The sequence below is a fragment of the Cupriavidus sp. PB-02 genome (assembly GCF_058252315.1).
Window position 1 is genome coordinate 946,930 of the sequence record NZ_CM177695.1, and the last position, 15,543, is coordinate 962,472.

Sequence of the window (15,543 nt, forward strand, 5' to 3'; positions counted from 1 at the left end):
CACGGGCTCGTGGCGGGCGGGGTGCGCGCGAAAGCGGTGAAGAGCGATTGCCGGCCGCCCCGGGCGTGGCGCGCGGGCATGTGGCGCGCGGATATTGTCGGGGGCAGCGCAGGTGCGCTAAACGTCGCTGCGTAAGTTTTACCTGAATAGAATACTGTAGCACGCCCGCGCTCCTCGCTGGTGCCCACGACCGTGCGCACTTTCCACTCGCCGGCGCTACGGCTTGCAGCCCACGCCGCGGTGCCGGGCGTCTTCCAGTTGCAGCCGGCGGCCGCCGATTTCGATATCCGGCAGCACCGGCGGCGCCAGCCGGAAGGTGCCGTGCGCCAGCGCCTCGCGCACGGCGGCGCAATCCGGCCCGATATTGACCGTGGCGATCAGGCGCCATGCGCCCGCGGCGTCCTGGCCGAACACCGAGCCGTTGGCGTTGGTGCCGGGAAAGAGCACGACATTGGGCGTGTCCTGGGCGGTCAGCGGCAGCACGTAGGCGTCGCAGCGCATGGCGCGCGAGGTCAGGCAGGCTGGCAGCCGCCAGCGTGGCGTAGCCTGCTGCCAGTCGTTGGCCAGGAATGACGGCGGCACGGCGCGGCCGGGCGTGCGCAGGTCCAGGTTGGCGGCGATTGTGGCGGCATCGGGCGCCGGATGTGGGGCGCGCGCGCCGTCGGGGCTGCGCTGCTGCGCGGCCTGCGCGCTCAGTTCGCGGATGGCGGCGGCCTGCGGTGACGCGGTCTCGGCCTGCAACCGCGCCAGCGCCTGCCGGCCATAGTTGCCGGCGCGCTGGCCCAGGTAGTTGAAATCAAACCGCTGCGGTGCCACGCGCCCGTCAAGCAGCCGCGCCACCTGGCTGTTGACGGCCAGCCGCGCGGGATCGGCCAGCGGTGTGAACAGGGTGGCCAGCACCACCAGCATGACCCAGGCGGTCAGCACATTGACCGGTGCCATCCGCTGCAGCGCGCCGCGCCCGAGTGCGGCCCAGGCATAGCCGATGGCATAGCACAGCGCCACGGCCAGGCACGCGGCCATCAGCACGCGCCGCTCCGACAGGCCGTACTGGCCGATGCGCAGCGCCAGCGCATGCGCGGCGATGGCCGCCAGCGGCAACAATGTCAGGCAGGCGGCGCGGGCCGACCAGAGCAGCGCGCGCGGCAGGGCCTCGTCTTCCTGCCCGCTCTTGAACACGGCATTGACCAGGACCACCTGCAGCGCGATCACCGCCAGCAGCAGCATGCCGGCGTGCCGGGTCGCCCACAGCGGCGCCAGGCCGCGGAACGCCAGCGTCAGCAGGAAGCCGGCCACGATCAGCACCAGCACCGGCAGGATCCAGGACAGCAGCGTCAGCACCAGCGTGCGCACGCCGCGGATAAAGTCGTCGCGCACATCGGTCAGGTGCAAGCCGGCCGCGAACGCCATGGCCACCACGGGGATGTTGAACCACGCCTCGCGCAGCAGCAGCTGCAGGAAATCGAGCTTCAGCAGCATGAACAGCGCGGCGCCCGCCCATAGCACCAGGTACAGCACCGCGGCGAACAGCCCCGCCAGGTGCAGTTGAAGGCCGAGCTTCCAGCTCAGCCGGAAGTAGGCCGGGTACGGGGCAAACGTTCGATGCGCGGTTTCGCCGGCAAGGATCAGCGCGAAGCCGATAAACAGGATGGCCGATGCCGCCTGCACCGCCCGCATGGACGGATAGCTGGTCAGGACGCCGGCTTGCCTCGCCGCCAGCGCGGCCGGATCCAGCTGGCGCCACGCGTCGTGGTAGCCCAGCACCGCCACGACGGCCGCCAGCGCCGCGCACCATAGCAGCAGCCGGCGCCCCGGAAACTGCGTGATGCCGACGATGGCCAGCGGTGGCACCAGCAGGGCCAACAGCACCAGAGGCACGAACACCAGGCTGTTGCGGGCGAAGTCGGAATGGGCGGCGGCTTCGCGATACAAGCCATAGAGCAGCAGGCCTTGCACGATGCCGATCGCAATGCGGATGCCGAGGCCGGAGCGGCCTGGCTGTCCTGTATCGGGGTGTTGATGTTGAATCGACCCTGGGATGATGCGCATGGATTCCTTTTTATGTGGTTCTGGACCGGAAACGCCGTGCAATGATAGCGGCTGGTTTCGCGGTCCCGGAATTCCTGCGTGCGGGAATCATCGCGCCCTGCGCGGTGCCGGCGGCCGGGCTGGCGACCGGCGCTGAGCGGGCTGCCGCAGGCACGATGGCGCTGCCCGTGCCACGTTCCCTAGCGCGGAGCCAGCGTGGAGAGCGTTTCAAGGATGGGCGGCGCTGGCTGGGCTGCCGCAATGGCGCAGTGGCCCGCGCGCACCAGCGCTGGCACCGAACGTGAACGGCGGTGGATGCTGCGCAGGGCGTCGGACTACAGCAGCCGGATGCGCCGGTGATGGACCTCGATCATGCCGGCCTCGGCCAGCCGCGAGAACAGCCGGCTGATGGTCTCGAGCTTGAGCCCCAGGTAGCTGCCGATCTCTTCCCGGCTCATGCGCAGCACGAATTCGTTGGCGGCAAAGCCTCGCGCCGACAGCTGCTCGGACAGGCCAAGCAGGAAGGCGACCAGCCGCTCCTGCGCCGTCATCAGGCCGATGGTGGTCATCATGGCGCGATCGTGCTGCGCCTCCTGCGCCAGCGCCAGCACCAGCTGGCGCCGCAGCGAGGGCAGGCGCGGCAGCACCCCCTGCAATGCGCTCACCGGCAGCACGCACAGCTGCGTGTCTTCCAGCGCGGTGGCGCTGGACAGGTGGACCGGTGCGAACACGCTGTCCATCCCCAGGATCTCGCCCTGCAGGTGAAAGCCGACGACCTGCGAACGGCCGTCCTCGGTCGCCACGTGGGACTTGAGCGTGCCCAGCCGCACGGCATAGATCGCCGCGGCGGGATCGCCCATGCGATATGCCATGTCGCCTTTTTTCAGGCGCAGCCGGCGTCGTACCACCGCGTCCAGTGCGGGGAGTTCGGCGGGATCCAGGTCAGCGGGGAGGCAGAAGCGCCCCATGGGGCAGGTGGAGCAATGCTGGTCGGTCATGGCGCATTGGCTTCGGCGCTTGCCAGGCAGCGCGGGGGCGCCCGACGGCCTTCTTGTCAATCTATGTGCCTGCCGCGGTGGGCGGCCGGATTAGCCGGCGCGTGGCCACGCGAAAAACGGGCGCCGGCCGATAGGGTGATGTTCGGCCGGGGGCGCGTGGTGGTCTGTCGTGATGTTGATTATAAAAAGGCCGGCGCGAGGCAGGTCCTTATTATCGTGGCGAAATTTCTCATTCTGATCGCGCGATTTCTGATGATGAATTCGGAGCGCGACGATGGAAAGCTGCTGTGATTATCATGGTGCACATTGATTATGCCCCCGGCCCATGCGCTCAGGTTTTCAGCTCGCCAAGGTAATAATTGATTTCCGCCAGCAGGGTATCGTGGAATTCGCCCGGCAGGGCGCGGTCGTCGGTCAGCGCCAGCAGCTGGTCGATGCGCTGGCGGAAGCGCCGCTCCACACTGGCGCGCGCCGAGGGCGGCAAGCCTGCCGACATCGCGAACAGCAGTTCCCGCATGACCAGCAGCCGGGCGCCGTACTGGACCATGGCGTCGCCCTGCGTCTTGAGGTTGCGCGCGAATTGTTCAGGCGTGGAGGGCGCCGAAGATGGCGCGGCGGGCGGGGCGGGCGGGGCGTGCACGGCCGCGATGGCCGGCCCCGCCGGCTGGACGGCCGGCGCCTGGTCGGCAGGGTTGTCCGGCAGGGGCGTCGCGGCGCCCAGTATTCTGGAAAGCATGTTGATCCTGAACATGGCGGGCTCCCGGGAGCGGGCCGGCCGCCTTGCCGGATGGCGGCGCGGCGGATGGCTGTAGTGGCTGACGCACTCATCATGAAAGCCCGCGTCTGGCGGGACTGTGCGGCAGGAGACAGTTCCACCGGCGCCTCAACCGGCGGCAGCGGCAGGCGCGGCCTTGCGGCCCCTGCCGACACGTGCAGGCGGCATGCACAGCCCGCAGACAAAGCGGCGCCGCAGATCGTGGGCGTGGACGACGTATCTGCCTCCGCAGCAAGTGCAGCGCGCCAGCTTCAGCATGCCGCGCTCGTAGAAGCGGACCAGCGTCCAGGCGCGGGTAAAGCTGAGCTGGGCGGCCTCGCCGGTCACGCAGACCTATTCGCGGTACATGCGGTAGCCGGCGAGCATTGCGCGGATGCCCTTCAGGCTGCCGTTGCCGGCCATGAAGCGGTAGGCGTTGAGCAGCATCGAAGCATGGGCGTTGGGGCGCCAGGTCACGAACCAGTCGGTCGAGAACGGCAGCATGCCCTTGGGCGGCGAAGCGCCGCACAGTTCCTTGTACAGCCGGATCAGCCGTACTCGCGGCAGGGCGACCTCCGATTCCAGCACCTGCAGGCGGGCGCCGAGGCCGATCATCTCGATCGCCAGCCGGGTCTGTTCCATCTCGTGCAGCACGCTTCCGCTTCTTGTCTCGCTTCTTTCCGCGCTATCGTCATTTCGTTGCTCGGTTCGTCGTGCCATCTGCTCGGTGTTGCGTGCGTCCATCGTGTTCCTGCTGCGAGTTATCGGAAAATCGCGCAGCCGGGATATCCCCGGGCGTGCCTCCAATAATCATGACCCGCCGCGCCATGTTGCGCGGCCCGCTTCATCGAATTCGCGGGGCTGTTCCCGCGTTTCTCGTTGAGCGATGCATTCTATTAATCGATCAGGTGATTGCCATGATATGCATCAAAAGTCGCATCCCCGGAGTATTAATCTCCGTGCAAATTGCCTTTTGCGGGTGTGGCCTTCGCGGATTCGTGTAGGAGGAGCGACCACACGGTTTCGGACAGACCCCGATTTCACCTGTAGGCCCATGCGCTACGCTGCAAGTACACCAACGACTACGGAGTGACCCATGGCTGCGAACTTCCTCATCAGGCAGACGCCCCTAGGCTGGGAACTTACGGTCGAAAGTGCACGCAAGGGCCTGGTCCATTGCGAAGACCGGGACGTCGCCGTCAATATCGGCACGGCCGCGGCCAGGCGGCGCGGCGTCGCGCTGATCGTGCAGGAAGAACATGGCGGCTGCGATACCCCGCGGGGCTTTGCGCGGTCCCTGGCTGCCTGAAGCGACACAAGACCGCGACACACAACACCGGGAACGCCGGCCCTGGGCATGCCGGCTGCCGCATTTCCCCACCCCTTCGCGGACAGCAAGGGATGCCTTTACAACGGCGGGCGCTTTTTACCCATGGCGCCCGCCGTTGTTTTTGTCGTGCATGACAGGCCCTGCCAATGGCCGTGCCGCTCCAGTGGTACGGAACTTGCGCCCGCGGCTACTGGCGTGGCGTAGCCGCGATGGCGGCGCCGTGGTTCCAATCAGCGGAGACAGCGATGCATCCATTCCGTAATGAAGGCGGCGGCTCCTGGTGGCGCGAGGACCGCGACGATGACGATACCCGCCGCAGCGAGCGCGGCGGTCAAGGGCAGGGCCGAGGTCAGGGCCAGGGCCAGCGGCAAGGACCGTTGCAAGGCCAGGGGCGCGGCGATGATCCGCGCGGCTACGGTGAAGGGCGCTACGGCCAGCGCGGTGGCCCGGCCAGCGATTATGGCGAAGGCCGTTATGCAGGCCGCCAGCGGCATGAAAGCGACTTGCGCGAACGGGGATATTACGGCAGCCGCGAGAGCGCAAGCGGCCAGGACCGGGGGCAGCAACGGCGCGAAGACTGGCAGCAGGCCGGCCGCCGCACGCCGTGGGAAGACGATGACACCTTGCGCGGCGGCCAGGCCGCCGGGCAAGGCGCGCAAGGCAGGCAATGGAGCGGCGGTGGCCGCGTCCGCGAACCCGGCAAGCAGGCGCCCGGCGCGCGCGAACTGCGTGCTGGCTCCATGCGGCGCGGCCGCGACCGGATCGGCCCGAAGGGCTATCAACGCAGCGACGAGCGCATCCGCGAAGAAATCTGCGAACGGCTGGCGCATGCACGGCATGTCGATGTACGGGACGTGGAAGTCGCAGTGCAGAGCGGCGTGGTGCGCCTGACCGGCAACGTGCAGGACCGCCGCGAGAAGTACAGCATCGAGGAAATCGCCGACGACGTGTTTGGCGTGCGCGAGATCCACAATGGCCTCAGGCTGGGCTCGCCCGGCGCGTTCGGCGTGTCTGGCATTACAGAAGGCGCGCAGGGCACGCTACAACGCACGCAAGGCTCACAACAAGGCGTGCAAGGCACCACCGGCACCCAGGCCGGTGTCTCCACCCCGGGCCGTGTCAGCGGCGTCAGCAGCTCGGGCAGCGCCACGGGATCCACCGCCAGCAGCTATGGCGCAGGCATGGAAACGGGCAGCGGCGGGCCCGGCAAGGGCCGTGACAGTACTGGCGGGTCCACCCGCATCTGAGTCGCAGCCTCGCCCGTGTGCCGCGGCACAATTTGCCAGCGCGCGGGGAGCATCCCCTTCTCAGCGGGCCGGCAGCAGCTGACGTTGTGCCGCATCGGCCCGCGCCGGAGACGGCGCAGGCCCCTTTTTACCGCTGCGTTGTAAGGTTTAGCGACGCGTCAGCCCACGCGCCGCCAGGTGCGCACGCCCATCCACACTCCCAGCAGCGCTACCAACGTGGTCAGGAGCGCGAGGGCAGCGGTGGCCGCTGGCTCGAGCGAGCCGAGCCAGGCAAAGGCGTCGGTGCGGCGCCACAGCACCCACGCCAGCGTGGCGGTGGCCACGACCAGCGCCGTCTGGGTCAGGGCATCGACAAGCCGCATAGAACCGCGCGCGGTGCCGGCAAGCGGATCGCGCCTGGCTTCTGAGGCAGTGATTTCGGGGTCTTCCATGGTGGATGCCGGTCGGGGGCGACGTTACTTGCCGTGCAAGTCCTGTTCCCGGCAGTGTAGCCCCGCTGCCAGGCAATAGCGCGCCACCCGACGACCGGCTTGTCAAAACACCCCAAGCCCCAACCCGGCCGCCAACCCCTCACCGAGTTCCGCGCACCGTGCAAGATCCTCCGCCCCGATCTGCTTGGGCGCCAGGATGCGCTCCGGCGTCTGCGCATGCGTGCAAACGATCAGGCCAGGTGCCACGCAATTGAGCCGCCACCCCGTGGCAATGCGTTCGATCTGCCGCAACGCATTCTGCCCGTCGCTGCCCGCACAGATCATGGTGGCGTACGGTCGGCCGTTGATGCGGTCGAGCGCCGCGTAGTAGCAGCGGTCGAAGAAGTCCTTCATCATCCCGGCCATTGCGGCCAGGTTTTCCGGCGTGGCGAACAGGTAGCCGTCGGCGGCGAGGACATCGTCGGGGCCGGCTTCGCATGCGCGCTTGAGCACGACACTCACGCCAGTCTGCGTGCGGGCCGCATCCGCGGCGGCCTCCGCCATCTGCCGGGTGCCTCCGGTCATCGTGTGGTAAACGATCAGCAGCGTCTTCATGCTTGCGGGTTTGCGGTGTGCCATACGCTGAGGACTGTATCACGCGGGCCTCGCGCGATTCCCGCCACGACACTGAGGTGTGACGCCGTGGCGGCGAGGGAACTTTTGTTGCGGCGGCGCAGCCTGAAGGGTTTGGCGGCGGCGTTAGAATGTCGCGCTAGTCACTGCCGCCCCCAGGAGCCCAAGATGCAGGTTTTGCCGCTTTCGCCACGTTCCCTGTCCGCCACGCTCGTGCTGATGTTGTCGGCAGCGTCTGCGTCGGCGGCGCTGGCCGCGGGGCAGGACAGCGCGCCCAAGCCGCGCGGCAAGGACGAGGCCCCGGAAGCGCCGGTCGCCTGCATGAAGGCCGTCAAGGCGGCGCTGCCCAATCCCGGCAGCTTCAAGTGGGTCAGCGGCAAGACCCGCAAGGTGGCCGAAGACGCCTACAGCGTGGTGGGCGATGTCGAATACCTGGCGCAGGATGGCGCCGTGCGCAAGGCCAAGGTGCAGTGCGACGTGCTGCGCGCCCCCGGTAACCAGTTCGTGGTGCCCAAGGTCCGGTTGCCGCAGTAATCTCTCCGGCCGCTGCCACCCGCGCGGCTTGTCTCCTCGCTTTATCTCCTCAGCTGGCAATCCTGCTGCGGCCAGCCCGGCCTGGTCAATTGCAATTAAATGTGGACGCTGTCCATCTCCTTTGCTAGGCTATGTGTACAGCATCCACAAATGCACGTCCCAAGGGCCGGCATCGTGCCGCTGCCGCTTGTGGCTGCGATTTGGGGCTGCCATGCCAAGGAGACCGCGAATGAAGACCGAAGCGCAGAAGGAACACCGCTGGCTGCAACGGCTGGTGGGCGACTGGATCGCCGAAGGCGAGGCGTCGATGGGGCCGGACCAGCCGACGCAGAAGTGGGAAATACCCGAGCGCGTCAGCAGCGTCGGCGACGTGTGGGTGCAGTGCGTGGCGCAGGGCGACATGCCAGGCTGCGGGCCGGCCACCACGGTGATGACGCTGGGTTACGATCCCGCGCGCAAGCATTTCGTCGGCACGTTCATCGGCTCGATGATGACCCACCTGTGGGTCTATGAGGGCGACCTCGATGCTAGTGGCGAGCAGCTGACGTTGCGCGCCGAGGGCCCCGATTGCTCCGGCAACGGGCACATGGCGCAGTACCGTGATGTGATTACCTTCAAGGGCGACGACCAGCGCTTGCTGACGTCCTATATGCAGGGCGAGAACGGCGAGTGGACCCAGATCATGTCGGCCAGCTACCGCCGCAGGCGCTAGCTATGTGCGTCCGCCCGCCATGCGGGCGAGGCGCGCCAGCCGCCCTCCGGGCCCGTGCGCAGCGACGTGCGGGGGCGCGCCGCGCGCTTCGGCATGGCGCCGCCGCCGGCGGCGCAACAATAGCAGCAGGGACGCCGGCAATAGCAGCACCAGCGCCAGCAGGCTGAAGGTAAGCAGCCCCGGGTGGCGTGCCGCGGCGGCAACGCGATCGACCAGCGCGGCCGAGATCAGGATGCCCGGTAGCATGCCGAGCGCGGTCCCGACCAGGCAGTCGCGCAGGCTGATGCGCGAGGCGCCCACCACCAGATTGACCAGCGAGAACGGCGCCAGCGGCACCAGCCGCAGCACCACCATCGCCAGCACGCCGTGCTTGCCGAGCTGGTGGCTGACGCGGTTCAGCCGCCTGCCGCCAAAACGGCGCACCGTATTGCGCCCGAGCACGCGCCCGGCCAGGTAGCCGGCGCAGGTGCTCAGCACCGTGCCGCACAGCGCCAGCGCCGCGCCGTAGACGGGTCCGAACACGACCACAGTCACCAGGATCAGCACCGTCACTGGCAGCATCGTTGCCGCACCCGCCAGGTAGACGCCCATCATCGCCAGCGGCGCCAGCGGCATGTCGTCGAGCCGCTCGACCACGGCGAGCAAGGCGCGGAAGTCGGCCCATTCGCGCAGCGGCGTGTAGCGCCACGCAAAGGCCAGCCCGGTCAGTACCAGCGCCAGCGCCACCATCACCCCCACGCGGCCTGCCACGCGCGGGCGGGCCTCGTGGCTGACGAATTCCGCCAGCACCTGGTCGCTGTCGATCGGCTCGATCGGGTCCAGCAGGTGATCCCCGGGCGAGGCGGCATCGAGATCGTCCGGCAGCGGCGGCTCGTAGTCTTCCAGGGTGCGGCCGTCGGGGCGTTGCAGCGACCGGATTGCCGCGAGCAGGCGGCGCGAGGCGGCGACCTCAGCCTGGAATTCCTCGGGCGCCACGTCCAGGTGTTCGCCCAGCAGCCGCGCGCGCATGGCGGCAATGGCCGTGCGCACGCGCTCGTCGCCGCCCGAAGTCACCACGACGTTGCATTCGGTGTCCAGTCCGAGCGAACGGTTGCTGAGGTTGGACGAGCCGATGGTGAGGAAGTCGTCGTCGATCACCGTCACCTTGCTGTGCACGTTGACGCAATCCGGCATCAGCCCGGGGATCGACGGACAGAACAGGCGGAAGCGCTCATAAGTATCGGCCGCGTGCAGCCGGCGGTACAGGCGCGCGCGCAGCACGCCCATGCTGTGCGCTTCGAGCCAGCCGCTCTCGTTGCGGCGCGACACCAGCACGATGTCCGGGCCGTCTTCGCGCCCGAGCTTCGCCCCCAGCGCCTTGGCGATCTCGCCGGAGCTGAAGTACTGGTTCTCCATGTAGATGCTGTTTCGGGCCGAGGCAATGGCGTCGCGCAGCAGCATGCGGATCTCGCTGACGCCGGGCTCGTCCTCGCAGGCGGGCATGGTGCGCGCGATGCCGACGCTGACATCGGTCAGCTCCGGCGCCAGCGAGGGCGGCCACGGGTCCGACGAGGTCGGCGCGGGCGGGCGCGACCGCTTGCCGGTGGCGCGCAGCCAGCGCGCCGCGGCCAGATCGCCCAGCGCTGCGGCGGCGCCGCCGTCAAGTACGCACTGCACGTCATGGAAGGGCGCATAGGGCTTGCCTTCGGCCATGCGCAGCGGCGCCTTGGGGGCGTGCTGGTTGTCGTCCCAGCGGCGCAGTGTCAGGTCCAGGCCGCCGACAAAGGCCACCTTGTTGTCGAGCACTACCACCTTCTGGTGGTGCGAGGCGCCCGGGGGATGGTTGCCGTCGAGCCGGAACGACAGGTGCCGGTGCGCCTGCCAGTGGGCGCTGGCCGAGGGCAGCCACTCGCGCTCGAGCGCCATCACCATGGCGTAGTCCCAGCTCAGGATGTAGATGCGCAGGCTGGGGCGGCGATCCGCCAGCGCGCACAGGAAGTCGCGCAGGCCGGCGGGCAGGCCGTCGTCGGCGCCCTGCGGCACCAGTTCCATGCGGCTGTCGATGTCCCAGCCCAGGATGAAGATGGTGTGCTCGGCCAGTGGCAGCGCCGCGCGCACCGCGTGGAAGTACGCGTCGCCATCGACCAGCATGGCAAAGCGCTGGCACGGCTCGACGCGCCAGCAATTGTGCCCCGGCTGCAGCGTAAAGCTGGCCGGTTCCTGGACTTCATGCGGTGTGTCCGGCGCAACGCGCGCCGTGGTGCCGGGCGGGTTCTGTTGCCTCATGTCGCACCCTCAGGGAGGTTCAGCCTGAAGCGTCGCGCAAGTTCCGTACCGGAAGCGGCTGTGGAAGGGGCGGGGGCGTCTGGTGCACTTGCAGACGCGGAGAGGCTGCCGGGCCGGAGGGAAAACCCCCCTTGCCCGCTGCGCGTGGGAGTGTCCGGCGCTCGCGCCGCGTGTGTGCGCTTTACCGGCCTTTGTAAGAACGGCACGCCGGCGCGGGGCGCGGGCAGATCCTGCCGAAGGGTGCCGCCGGGTGCGCGAGTGTCAGATGGCGGGCAGCGAACGTCCTGCGCGGGCGCCGGGCGCGGCTGGCGTTACGAGGCATGGCCACGCGGCAGCGCCCGTGGGCGCGCGATGCCCCAGGCGTCGAGCAATGGTTCGAAGTGCGGCGTGCTTTCGCGTGCGGGCGGCGTGACCCGGCACGGCGGCGGCAACGGCCGGCCGGTCAGCACGAGCGGGGTGTCGGCCTGTGCCGGCAGTCCCGGCTCGCCGGCGTAGGCTACGACGCCCATCTGGCGGGCCGATTTCAATGCGCGGGTCAGTTCCGCGGCACTCAGGCGGCTGGCGGCGGCAAGCTGGTGCCGGGGTATAGGCCCCTTGGCTCGCAGGGTGGAAATCAACGCCAGCACGCAATCTCGGGTGGTTCGATTCATGTCGCTGCGTCAGGAAGATGGTGCAGCGGCGGGTGCCCTGACGGGCCGCGCCGCATGCGGGAGCCCATTCTTTCGCAGGGGTCATGTCTTTGCCAACCCGATATGACACTTGTTCACATTTCGGCGTGGACCCGAAATGTCCGCAGGCTAATGCCGCGTTTCGGGGTCGCCGGCAGGAAATCTCCCGTCCGCGAGGTCCTTTGCGGCCAGCATGGTGCCGTGTCTTTGCCACTTGCGCGCCTGCCTCGCCTGGACATCCGCGGCCAGTTCGTGCAGCTCGGCCACCGTGGCCTCGATCGGGTCGGGATAGATGTCCAGCGGGCGATACCTGAGGAACAGGGGCATGGCGGGTCTCGGTGGGTTCTGGATTCAGGATAGTGGCGATCTGCCTTTTTCCAGTATCGGCAGTGGACCCGTGGCTTCGCGGACGCTGCGCGCTTCGTTGATTTCTGTCAACGTAGCATGCGCGACAGCGCGTTGCGAGCGGCAAGGTGTTGTGGCCCGCATAACGGCGGGACGGCGCCGGCCGGCGGCCGGGAGGGGCTTCATCTGACGTACTTGATTTCTATGCGATGCCTCCGCGGGCGGCTATCGGTCGCCGTCCTACAAGCGTTGGCCAGCCAAGGCAACCGGATCGTTCTGCAGAGAGTGTGATGCAACGTTTGGGGCCGGCATGTCGCGCCTTCGGCTGACATCGCGGTAGGACGAATGCCGACTTTTCGGACGGCCGCGCGTTGCTACGATCCAATTGCCGGTTGGGCAAGCAGCTTGCCCGGTCATGCCATCCGATCATTTCCATTCTGGCGGCGCAAGTCGCATCCACACGAAGCAAGGAGATCGTCATGAGAAAGCTATACGCACTGTTTGCACTCGCTGGCGTGCTGCTGGTCACTGGTTGCAACACCATGTCCGGCGCAGGCAAGGATATTGAACGCGGCGGCGAGAAGGTCCAGGGCGCGGCGGAAAGCACCAAGCAGAAGATGTAATTCCCTGCCAAGCCTGCATCGTTCCATAGTGCGGCCCGCGCCACCGGCGCGGGCCGCCTTTATTCGTATTGCGCCAGATCGGGACGAAGGGATTCAGCTCACGGCCGTGACCGGTGCACGCATCTCGTCGGCCCGGCTCCTGCGCCAGCTTGCCGGCGGCAGCCCGAACTCGCGCTTGAAGGCGCGGCTGAACGCGGCCTCGGAGTCGTAGCCGACCGCACCCGCGATCTCGCCGATGGAGCGGTTGCCGCTGCGCAGCTCGGCCGCCGCGGTGCGCAGGCGCCAGTGCGCCAGGTACTGCATCGGTGGCTGTCCCAGCAGGTCGGTAAAGCGCTGCGCCAGCGCCGAGCGCGACAGGCCCACGTTGCCCGCAAGCTCATCCACCGTCCACGGGTACGCCGGGCGCGCATGCATGCGCGACAGCGCACGGCCCACGTAGCGGTCGCGCAGCGCCGCCAGCCAGCCGCTTTCATTGTCTGGCAGCGTGTCGATGCAGCGCCGCACCGCCTGCACGAAGAGCAGTTCCGATAGCTTGGCCAGCACCGTTGCGGTGCCCGCGCGCGGCTCCGCTGCTTCCGACGTGGCAAAGGCCAGCGCCGAGGCCAGCCACGCCGACTCCAGGCCGCTACCCAGGCCCACCTTGAACAGCCGCGGCAACGACGTCAGCAGCGGATTGCCCATGGTGTCGTCAAAACCGAGAAAGCCGCACACCATGCGCGTGGTTTCGCCGCCGCCGCCGTACGACACGCGCATGACTTCGCCGGGGCTGTTGCGCAACATGTCGGATACCAGCGGCGCGGACGGTATCGCCTGCAGGCGCAGGTCGCTGCCCAGCACGTGCGGTTCGCCCTGCGGCACCACCAGCAGCTCGCCGGTTTCCACGCGCAGGTCGGGGCCGCTGCCGTCGACCAGGCGGGCCCAGCAGACGCCTTCGGTAATCAGGTGATAGGAGACCACGCGGTCGGTGCCGGGCAGGAAGGCGCTGCGCAATTCAGCATCCGCTTCAGAGACCAGGCACCACGGCGACTTGAACTCGCCGTTGAGGAAGACGGCGCCGCTCAACTGCACGGCGCGCAAGAGGTCGGACAGGGCATCCATGGTCACATTCCTCCAGATCCGGTGTTTCGCGCAAGAAAGCCGGACGCCCGATCATACGGGCCAGGGGACCGGGCTCCGATACTAGCACCGTGCTACCTGCCGGACAACGTAGACAACTGCGCGGGGGCACGTATCAGACCAGCAGGAGACAACACCATGGAAACACTATCCGCCCCCGATGCCAGCGCAGGTGCGCAGGCCGACTGGCTCGCCCTTGCCGCGGCACTGGGCCGCACCTTCGACGCACGCGCGCCCGAGATCGACGCCAGCGGGCAGTTCGTCAGCGCTAATTACGACGACCTGCGCGCGCACCGCTTCTTTGCCGCCGCGGTGCCGCAGGAACTGGGCGGAGGCGGGCTCTCGCACCGCGAACTCGGCGCCGTGCTGCGCGAGCTGGGCAAGTACTGCGGCTCGACCGCACTAGCCTTTGCCATGCATACCCATCCGGTGGCCACGGCGGCCTGGCGCTGGCGCAACCAGAAGGCGCCGGTCGAAGGCCTGCTCAAGCGCGTCGCGGGCGAGCAGATGGTGCTGCTGGGCAGCGGCGGTTCGGACTGGCTGCAAGGCAGCGGCAAGGCCACGCGCGTCGACGGCGGCTATCGCGTGGACGGGCGCAAGATCTTCGCCAGCGGCGCGCCGGTGGCAGACCTGTTCATGACGTGCGCGGTCTATGACGATCCGGAAAGCGGCCCCACGGTGCTGCATTTCGCGCTGCCGATGAAGACGCCGGGTGTGCAGGTCATGTCGAACTGGCACACGCTGGGCATGCGCGGTACCGGCTCGCACGACGTGCAGCTCGAAGGCGTGCTGGTGCCCGACACCGCCATCGCTGCGCGCCGTCCACAAGGCGTGTGGCACCCGATGATGCATACGGTGGCGATGATCGCGCTGCCGCTGATCTATTCAGTCTACGTCGGCATTGCCGAAGCCGCGCGCGATATCGCGCTGCAGCTCGCGCGGCAGCGGCGCCTGAATGCGCATGCCGTGGAAGCGGCCGGCCGTCTCTGCAACGAAGCCGAGGCCGCGGGCATGGCGCTGAATGCGATGTTCGACGCAGCCTCGGGCCAGGCGCCCGGCGCGGTCACCACCAACCGCATCATGTGCGGGCGCACGCTGGCCGCGCGCGCGGTGCTGGCCAGCGTGGAAGCCGCGATGGACCTGGCAGGCGGCGCGGGCTTCTATCGCGATGCCGGGCTGGAGCGGCGCTTCCGCGATGCGCAGGGTGCGCGCTTCCACCCGCTGCAAGCCAGCGCGCAGCAGGAATACGCCGGCCGCATGGCCTTGGGCCTGGATCTCGACGCGCCGACCGGCGAGGTGCGGCAGGCCGCGCAATGATGCCCGCGCTCGCACCGCTGCCGTTCGCCACCGAGGCCTGCAACGACAGCGGCTATGACGACGAGGCCTGCAGCATCGGCCACGACGAAGCGGCCCGGCGCGCGCTGCGCGCTGCGCTGGGCCAGTTCGCCACCGGCGTCACGGTGGTGACCGCCGCCGGCGCTGACGGCCAGCCCGTCGGCGTCACGATCAACGCGTTCACCTCCGTGTCGCTGGCGCCGCCGTTGCTGCTGTGGTGCCTGGCGCGCGCTTCCGCCAGCCTGCCCGCGCTGCGTGCGGCGCCGTGCCATGCGATCAACGTGCTGGCCGGCGGCCAGCAGGCGCTGTGCCGCCGCTTTGCCGCGCGCGGCGTCGACCGCTTTGCCGGGGTCGACTGCCGCCCGGGGCCGTGCGGCAGCGTGCTGATCGCGGGCGCGCTGGCGACCTTTATCTGCACGCATCGCTCGGTGCGCGCGGTAGGCGACCATGTGGTGTTCGTGGTGGAGGTGGTGGCCTACGCCTCGGCGCCGGGCGCGCCGCTGGTGTTCCACGGTGGCGCGTTTGCCGCCGTCGACGCGCAGTAG

Annotated in this window: 17 protein-coding genes and 1 pseudogene; 8 read left to right on the plus strand and 10 right to left on the minus strand. The window is 68.7% G+C overall.

What is annotated here, in order from left to right; all coding sequences use genetic code 11:
• Nucleotides 1–216: 216 nt before the first annotated feature.
• On the minus strand, nucleotides 217–2,049 hold the full coding sequence (locus tag AC10V3_RS25075; protein WP_022538116.1) for a DUF4153 domain-containing protein: 1,833 nt from the start codon (nucleotides 2,047–2,049) through the stop codon (nucleotides 217–219).
• Nucleotides 2,050–2,363: 314 nt separating this feature from the next.
• A complete protein-coding gene (locus tag AC10V3_RS25080) occupies nucleotides 2,364–3,026 on the minus strand; it encodes a cyclic nucleotide-binding domain-containing protein (RefSeq protein WP_022538117.1) in 663 nt (220 codons plus the stop codon).
• Here AC10V3_RS25080 and AC10V3_RS25085 point away from each other — a divergent pair.
• Nucleotides 3,012–3,317, plus strand: coding sequence for a hypothetical protein (locus tag AC10V3_RS25085; RefSeq protein WP_490924117.1), 306 nt, complete (start codon nucleotides 3,012–3,014; stop codon nucleotides 3,315–3,317). The two genes, AC10V3_RS25080 and AC10V3_RS25085, sit on opposite strands and share 15 nt — an antisense overlap.
• Before the next feature lie 40 nt (nucleotides 3,318–3,357).
• Here AC10V3_RS25085 and AC10V3_RS25090 read toward each other — a convergent pair whose 3' ends face one another.
• On the minus strand, nucleotides 3,358–3,777 hold the full coding sequence (locus AC10V3_RS25090; RefSeq protein WP_022538119.1) for a hypothetical protein: 420 nt from the start codon (nucleotides 3,775–3,777) through the stop codon (nucleotides 3,358–3,360).
• Nucleotides 3,778–3,909: 132 nt separating this feature from the next.
• Nucleotides 3,910–4,422: pseudogene (flhC, locus tag AC10V3_RS25095) on the minus strand (flagellar transcriptional regulator FlhC).
• 454 nt (nucleotides 4,423–4,876) lie between these two features.
• Here flhC and AC10V3_RS25100 point away from each other — a divergent pair.
• Both AC10V3_RS25100 and AC10V3_RS25105 read left to right on the plus strand, forming a co-directional pair.
• Nucleotides 4,877–5,089, plus strand: coding sequence for a hypothetical protein (locus AC10V3_RS25100; protein WP_022538121.1), 213 nt, complete (start codon nucleotides 4,877–4,879; stop codon nucleotides 5,087–5,089).
• 266 nt (nucleotides 5,090–5,355) lie between these two features.
• Nucleotides 5,356–6,357 carry a BON domain-containing protein gene (locus AC10V3_RS25105; RefSeq protein ID WP_041681727.1) on the plus strand — a complete coding sequence of 334 codons (1,002 nt, stop codon included), beginning with the start codon at nucleotides 5,356–5,358 and terminating at the stop codon, nucleotides 6,355–6,357.
• Nucleotides 6,358–6,515: 158 nt separating this feature from the next.
• Here AC10V3_RS25105 and AC10V3_RS25110 read toward each other — a convergent pair whose 3' ends face one another.
• Both AC10V3_RS25110 and AC10V3_RS25115 read right to left on the minus strand, forming a co-directional pair.
• Nucleotides 6,516–6,788, minus strand: coding sequence for a hypothetical protein (locus AC10V3_RS25110; RefSeq protein WP_022538123.1), 273 nt, complete (start codon nucleotides 6,786–6,788; stop codon nucleotides 6,516–6,518).
• A gap of 102 nt (nucleotides 6,789–6,890) precedes the next feature.
• Nucleotides 6,891–7,382 (minus strand): flavodoxin family protein, encoded by a 492-nt coding sequence (locus tag AC10V3_RS25115; RefSeq protein ID WP_022538124.1) that lies wholly within the window; start codon nucleotides 7,380–7,382, stop codon nucleotides 6,891–6,893.
• A 186-nt stretch (nucleotides 7,383–7,568) separates the two neighbouring features.
• On the opposite strand from AC10V3_RS25115, the gene AC10V3_RS25120 reads away from it, so the two are divergent.
• The gene (locus AC10V3_RS25120; protein ID WP_022538125.1) at nucleotides 7,569–7,934 is read left to right on the plus strand and encodes a DUF2880 domain-containing protein; all 366 of its coding nucleotides are present in this window, start codon (nucleotides 7,569–7,571) and stop codon (nucleotides 7,932–7,934) included.
• Between the two features lie 229 nt (nucleotides 7,935–8,163).
• On the plus strand, nucleotides 8,164–8,646 hold the full coding sequence (locus tag AC10V3_RS25125) for a DUF1579 domain-containing protein (protein WP_022538126.1): 483 nt from the start codon (nucleotides 8,164–8,166) through the stop codon (nucleotides 8,644–8,646).
• On the opposite strand, the gene AC10V3_RS25130 is transcribed toward AC10V3_RS25125, so the two are convergent.
• The 3 genes from AC10V3_RS25130 to AC10V3_RS25140 form a co-directional block, all read right to left on the minus strand.
• Nucleotides 8,647–10,911 carry a VTT domain-containing protein gene (locus AC10V3_RS25130; RefSeq protein ID WP_022538127.1) on the minus strand — a complete coding sequence of 755 codons (2,265 nt, stop codon included), beginning with the start codon at nucleotides 10,909–10,911 and terminating at the stop codon, nucleotides 8,647–8,649.
• A gap of 311 nt (nucleotides 10,912–11,222) precedes the next feature.
• Nucleotides 11,223–11,534 carry a hypothetical protein gene (locus tag AC10V3_RS25135; RefSeq protein ID WP_041681990.1) on the minus strand — a complete coding sequence of 104 codons (312 nt, stop codon included), beginning with the start codon at nucleotides 11,532–11,534 and terminating at the stop codon, nucleotides 11,223–11,225.
• 174 nt (nucleotides 11,535–11,708) lie between these two features.
• The gene (locus AC10V3_RS25140; RefSeq protein WP_022538129.1) at nucleotides 11,709–11,906 is read right to left on the minus strand and encodes a hypothetical protein; all 198 of its coding nucleotides are present in this window, start codon (nucleotides 11,904–11,906) and stop codon (nucleotides 11,709–11,711) included.
• Between the two features lie 497 nt (nucleotides 11,907–12,403).
• On the opposite strand from AC10V3_RS25140, the gene AC10V3_RS25145 reads away from it, so the two are divergent.
• Complete coding sequence (locus AC10V3_RS25145) at nucleotides 12,404–12,547, plus strand: entericidin A/B family lipoprotein (RefSeq protein WP_022538130.1); 144 nt, start codon at nucleotides 12,404–12,406, stop codon at nucleotides 12,545–12,547.
• 93 nt (nucleotides 12,548–12,640) lie between these two features.
• On the opposite strand, the gene AC10V3_RS25150 is transcribed toward AC10V3_RS25145, so the two are convergent.
• Nucleotides 12,641–13,645, minus strand: coding sequence for an AraC family transcriptional regulator (locus AC10V3_RS25150; protein WP_022538131.1), 1,005 nt, complete (start codon nucleotides 13,643–13,645; stop codon nucleotides 12,641–12,643).
• A 156-nt stretch (nucleotides 13,646–13,801) separates the two neighbouring features.
• On the opposite strand from AC10V3_RS25150, the gene AC10V3_RS25155 reads away from it, so the two are divergent.
• Entirely contained in the window at nucleotides 13,802–14,980 is a 1,179-nt protein-coding gene (locus AC10V3_RS25155; protein WP_022538132.1) for an acyl-CoA dehydrogenase family protein, read from the plus strand.
• On the plus strand, nucleotides 14,977–15,543 hold the full coding sequence (locus AC10V3_RS25160; RefSeq protein ID WP_022538133.1) for a flavin reductase family protein: 567 nt from the start codon (nucleotides 14,977–14,979) through the stop codon (nucleotides 15,541–15,543). The genes AC10V3_RS25155 and AC10V3_RS25160 overlap by 4 nt, the downstream gene beginning before the upstream one ends.

Coding starts and splice junctions, on each gene's coding strand:
- AC10V3_RS25075 (WP_022538116.1), bottom strand. CDS start 2,049: ATGCGCATCATCCCAGGGTCGATTCAACATCAACACCCCGATACAGGA.
- AC10V3_RS25085 (WP_490924117.1), top strand. CDS start 3,012: ATGCTGGTCGGTCATGGCGCATTGGCTTCGGCGCTTGCCAGGCAGCGC.
- AC10V3_RS25080 (WP_022538117.1), bottom strand. CDS start 3,026: ATGACCGACCAGCATTGCTCCACCTGCCCCATGGGGCGCTTCTGCCTC.
- AC10V3_RS25090 (WP_022538119.1), bottom strand. CDS start 3,777: ATGTTCAGGATCAACATGCTTTCCAGAATACTGGGCGCCGCGACGCCC.
- AC10V3_RS25100 (WP_022538121.1), top strand. CDS start 4,877: ATGGCTGCGAACTTCCTCATCAGGCAGACGCCCCTAGGCTGGGAACTT.
- AC10V3_RS25105 (WP_041681727.1), top strand. CDS start 5,356: ATGCATCCATTCCGTAATGAAGGCGGCGGCTCCTGGTGGCGCGAGGAC.
- AC10V3_RS25110 (WP_022538123.1), bottom strand. CDS start 6,788: ATGGAAGACCCCGAAATCACTGCCTCAGAAGCCAGGCGCGATCCGCTT.
- AC10V3_RS25115 (WP_022538124.1), bottom strand. CDS start 7,382: ATGAAGACGCTGCTGATCGTTTACCACACGATGACCGGAGGCACCCGG.
- AC10V3_RS25120 (WP_022538125.1), top strand. CDS start 7,569: ATGCAGGTTTTGCCGCTTTCGCCACGTTCCCTGTCCGCCACGCTCGTG.
- AC10V3_RS25125 (WP_022538126.1), top strand. CDS start 8,164: ATGAAGACCGAAGCGCAGAAGGAACACCGCTGGCTGCAACGGCTGGTG.
- AC10V3_RS25130 (WP_022538127.1), bottom strand. CDS start 10,911: ATGAGGCAACAGAACCCGCCCGGCACCACGGCGCGCGTTGCGCCGGAC.
- AC10V3_RS25140 (WP_022538129.1), bottom strand. CDS start 11,906: ATGCCCCTGTTCCTCAGGTATCGCCCGCTGGACATCTATCCCGACCCG.
- AC10V3_RS25145 (WP_022538130.1), top strand. CDS start 12,404: ATGAGAAAGCTATACGCACTGTTTGCACTCGCTGGCGTGCTGCTGGTC.
- AC10V3_RS25150 (WP_022538131.1), bottom strand. CDS start 13,645: ATGGATGCCCTGTCCGACCTCTTGCGCGCCGTGCAGTTGAGCGGCGCC.
- AC10V3_RS25155 (WP_022538132.1), top strand. CDS start 13,802: ATGGAAACACTATCCGCCCCCGATGCCAGCGCAGGTGCGCAGGCCGAC.
- AC10V3_RS25160 (WP_022538133.1), top strand. CDS start 14,977: ATGATGCCCGCGCTCGCACCGCTGCCGTTCGCCACCGAGGCCTGCAAC.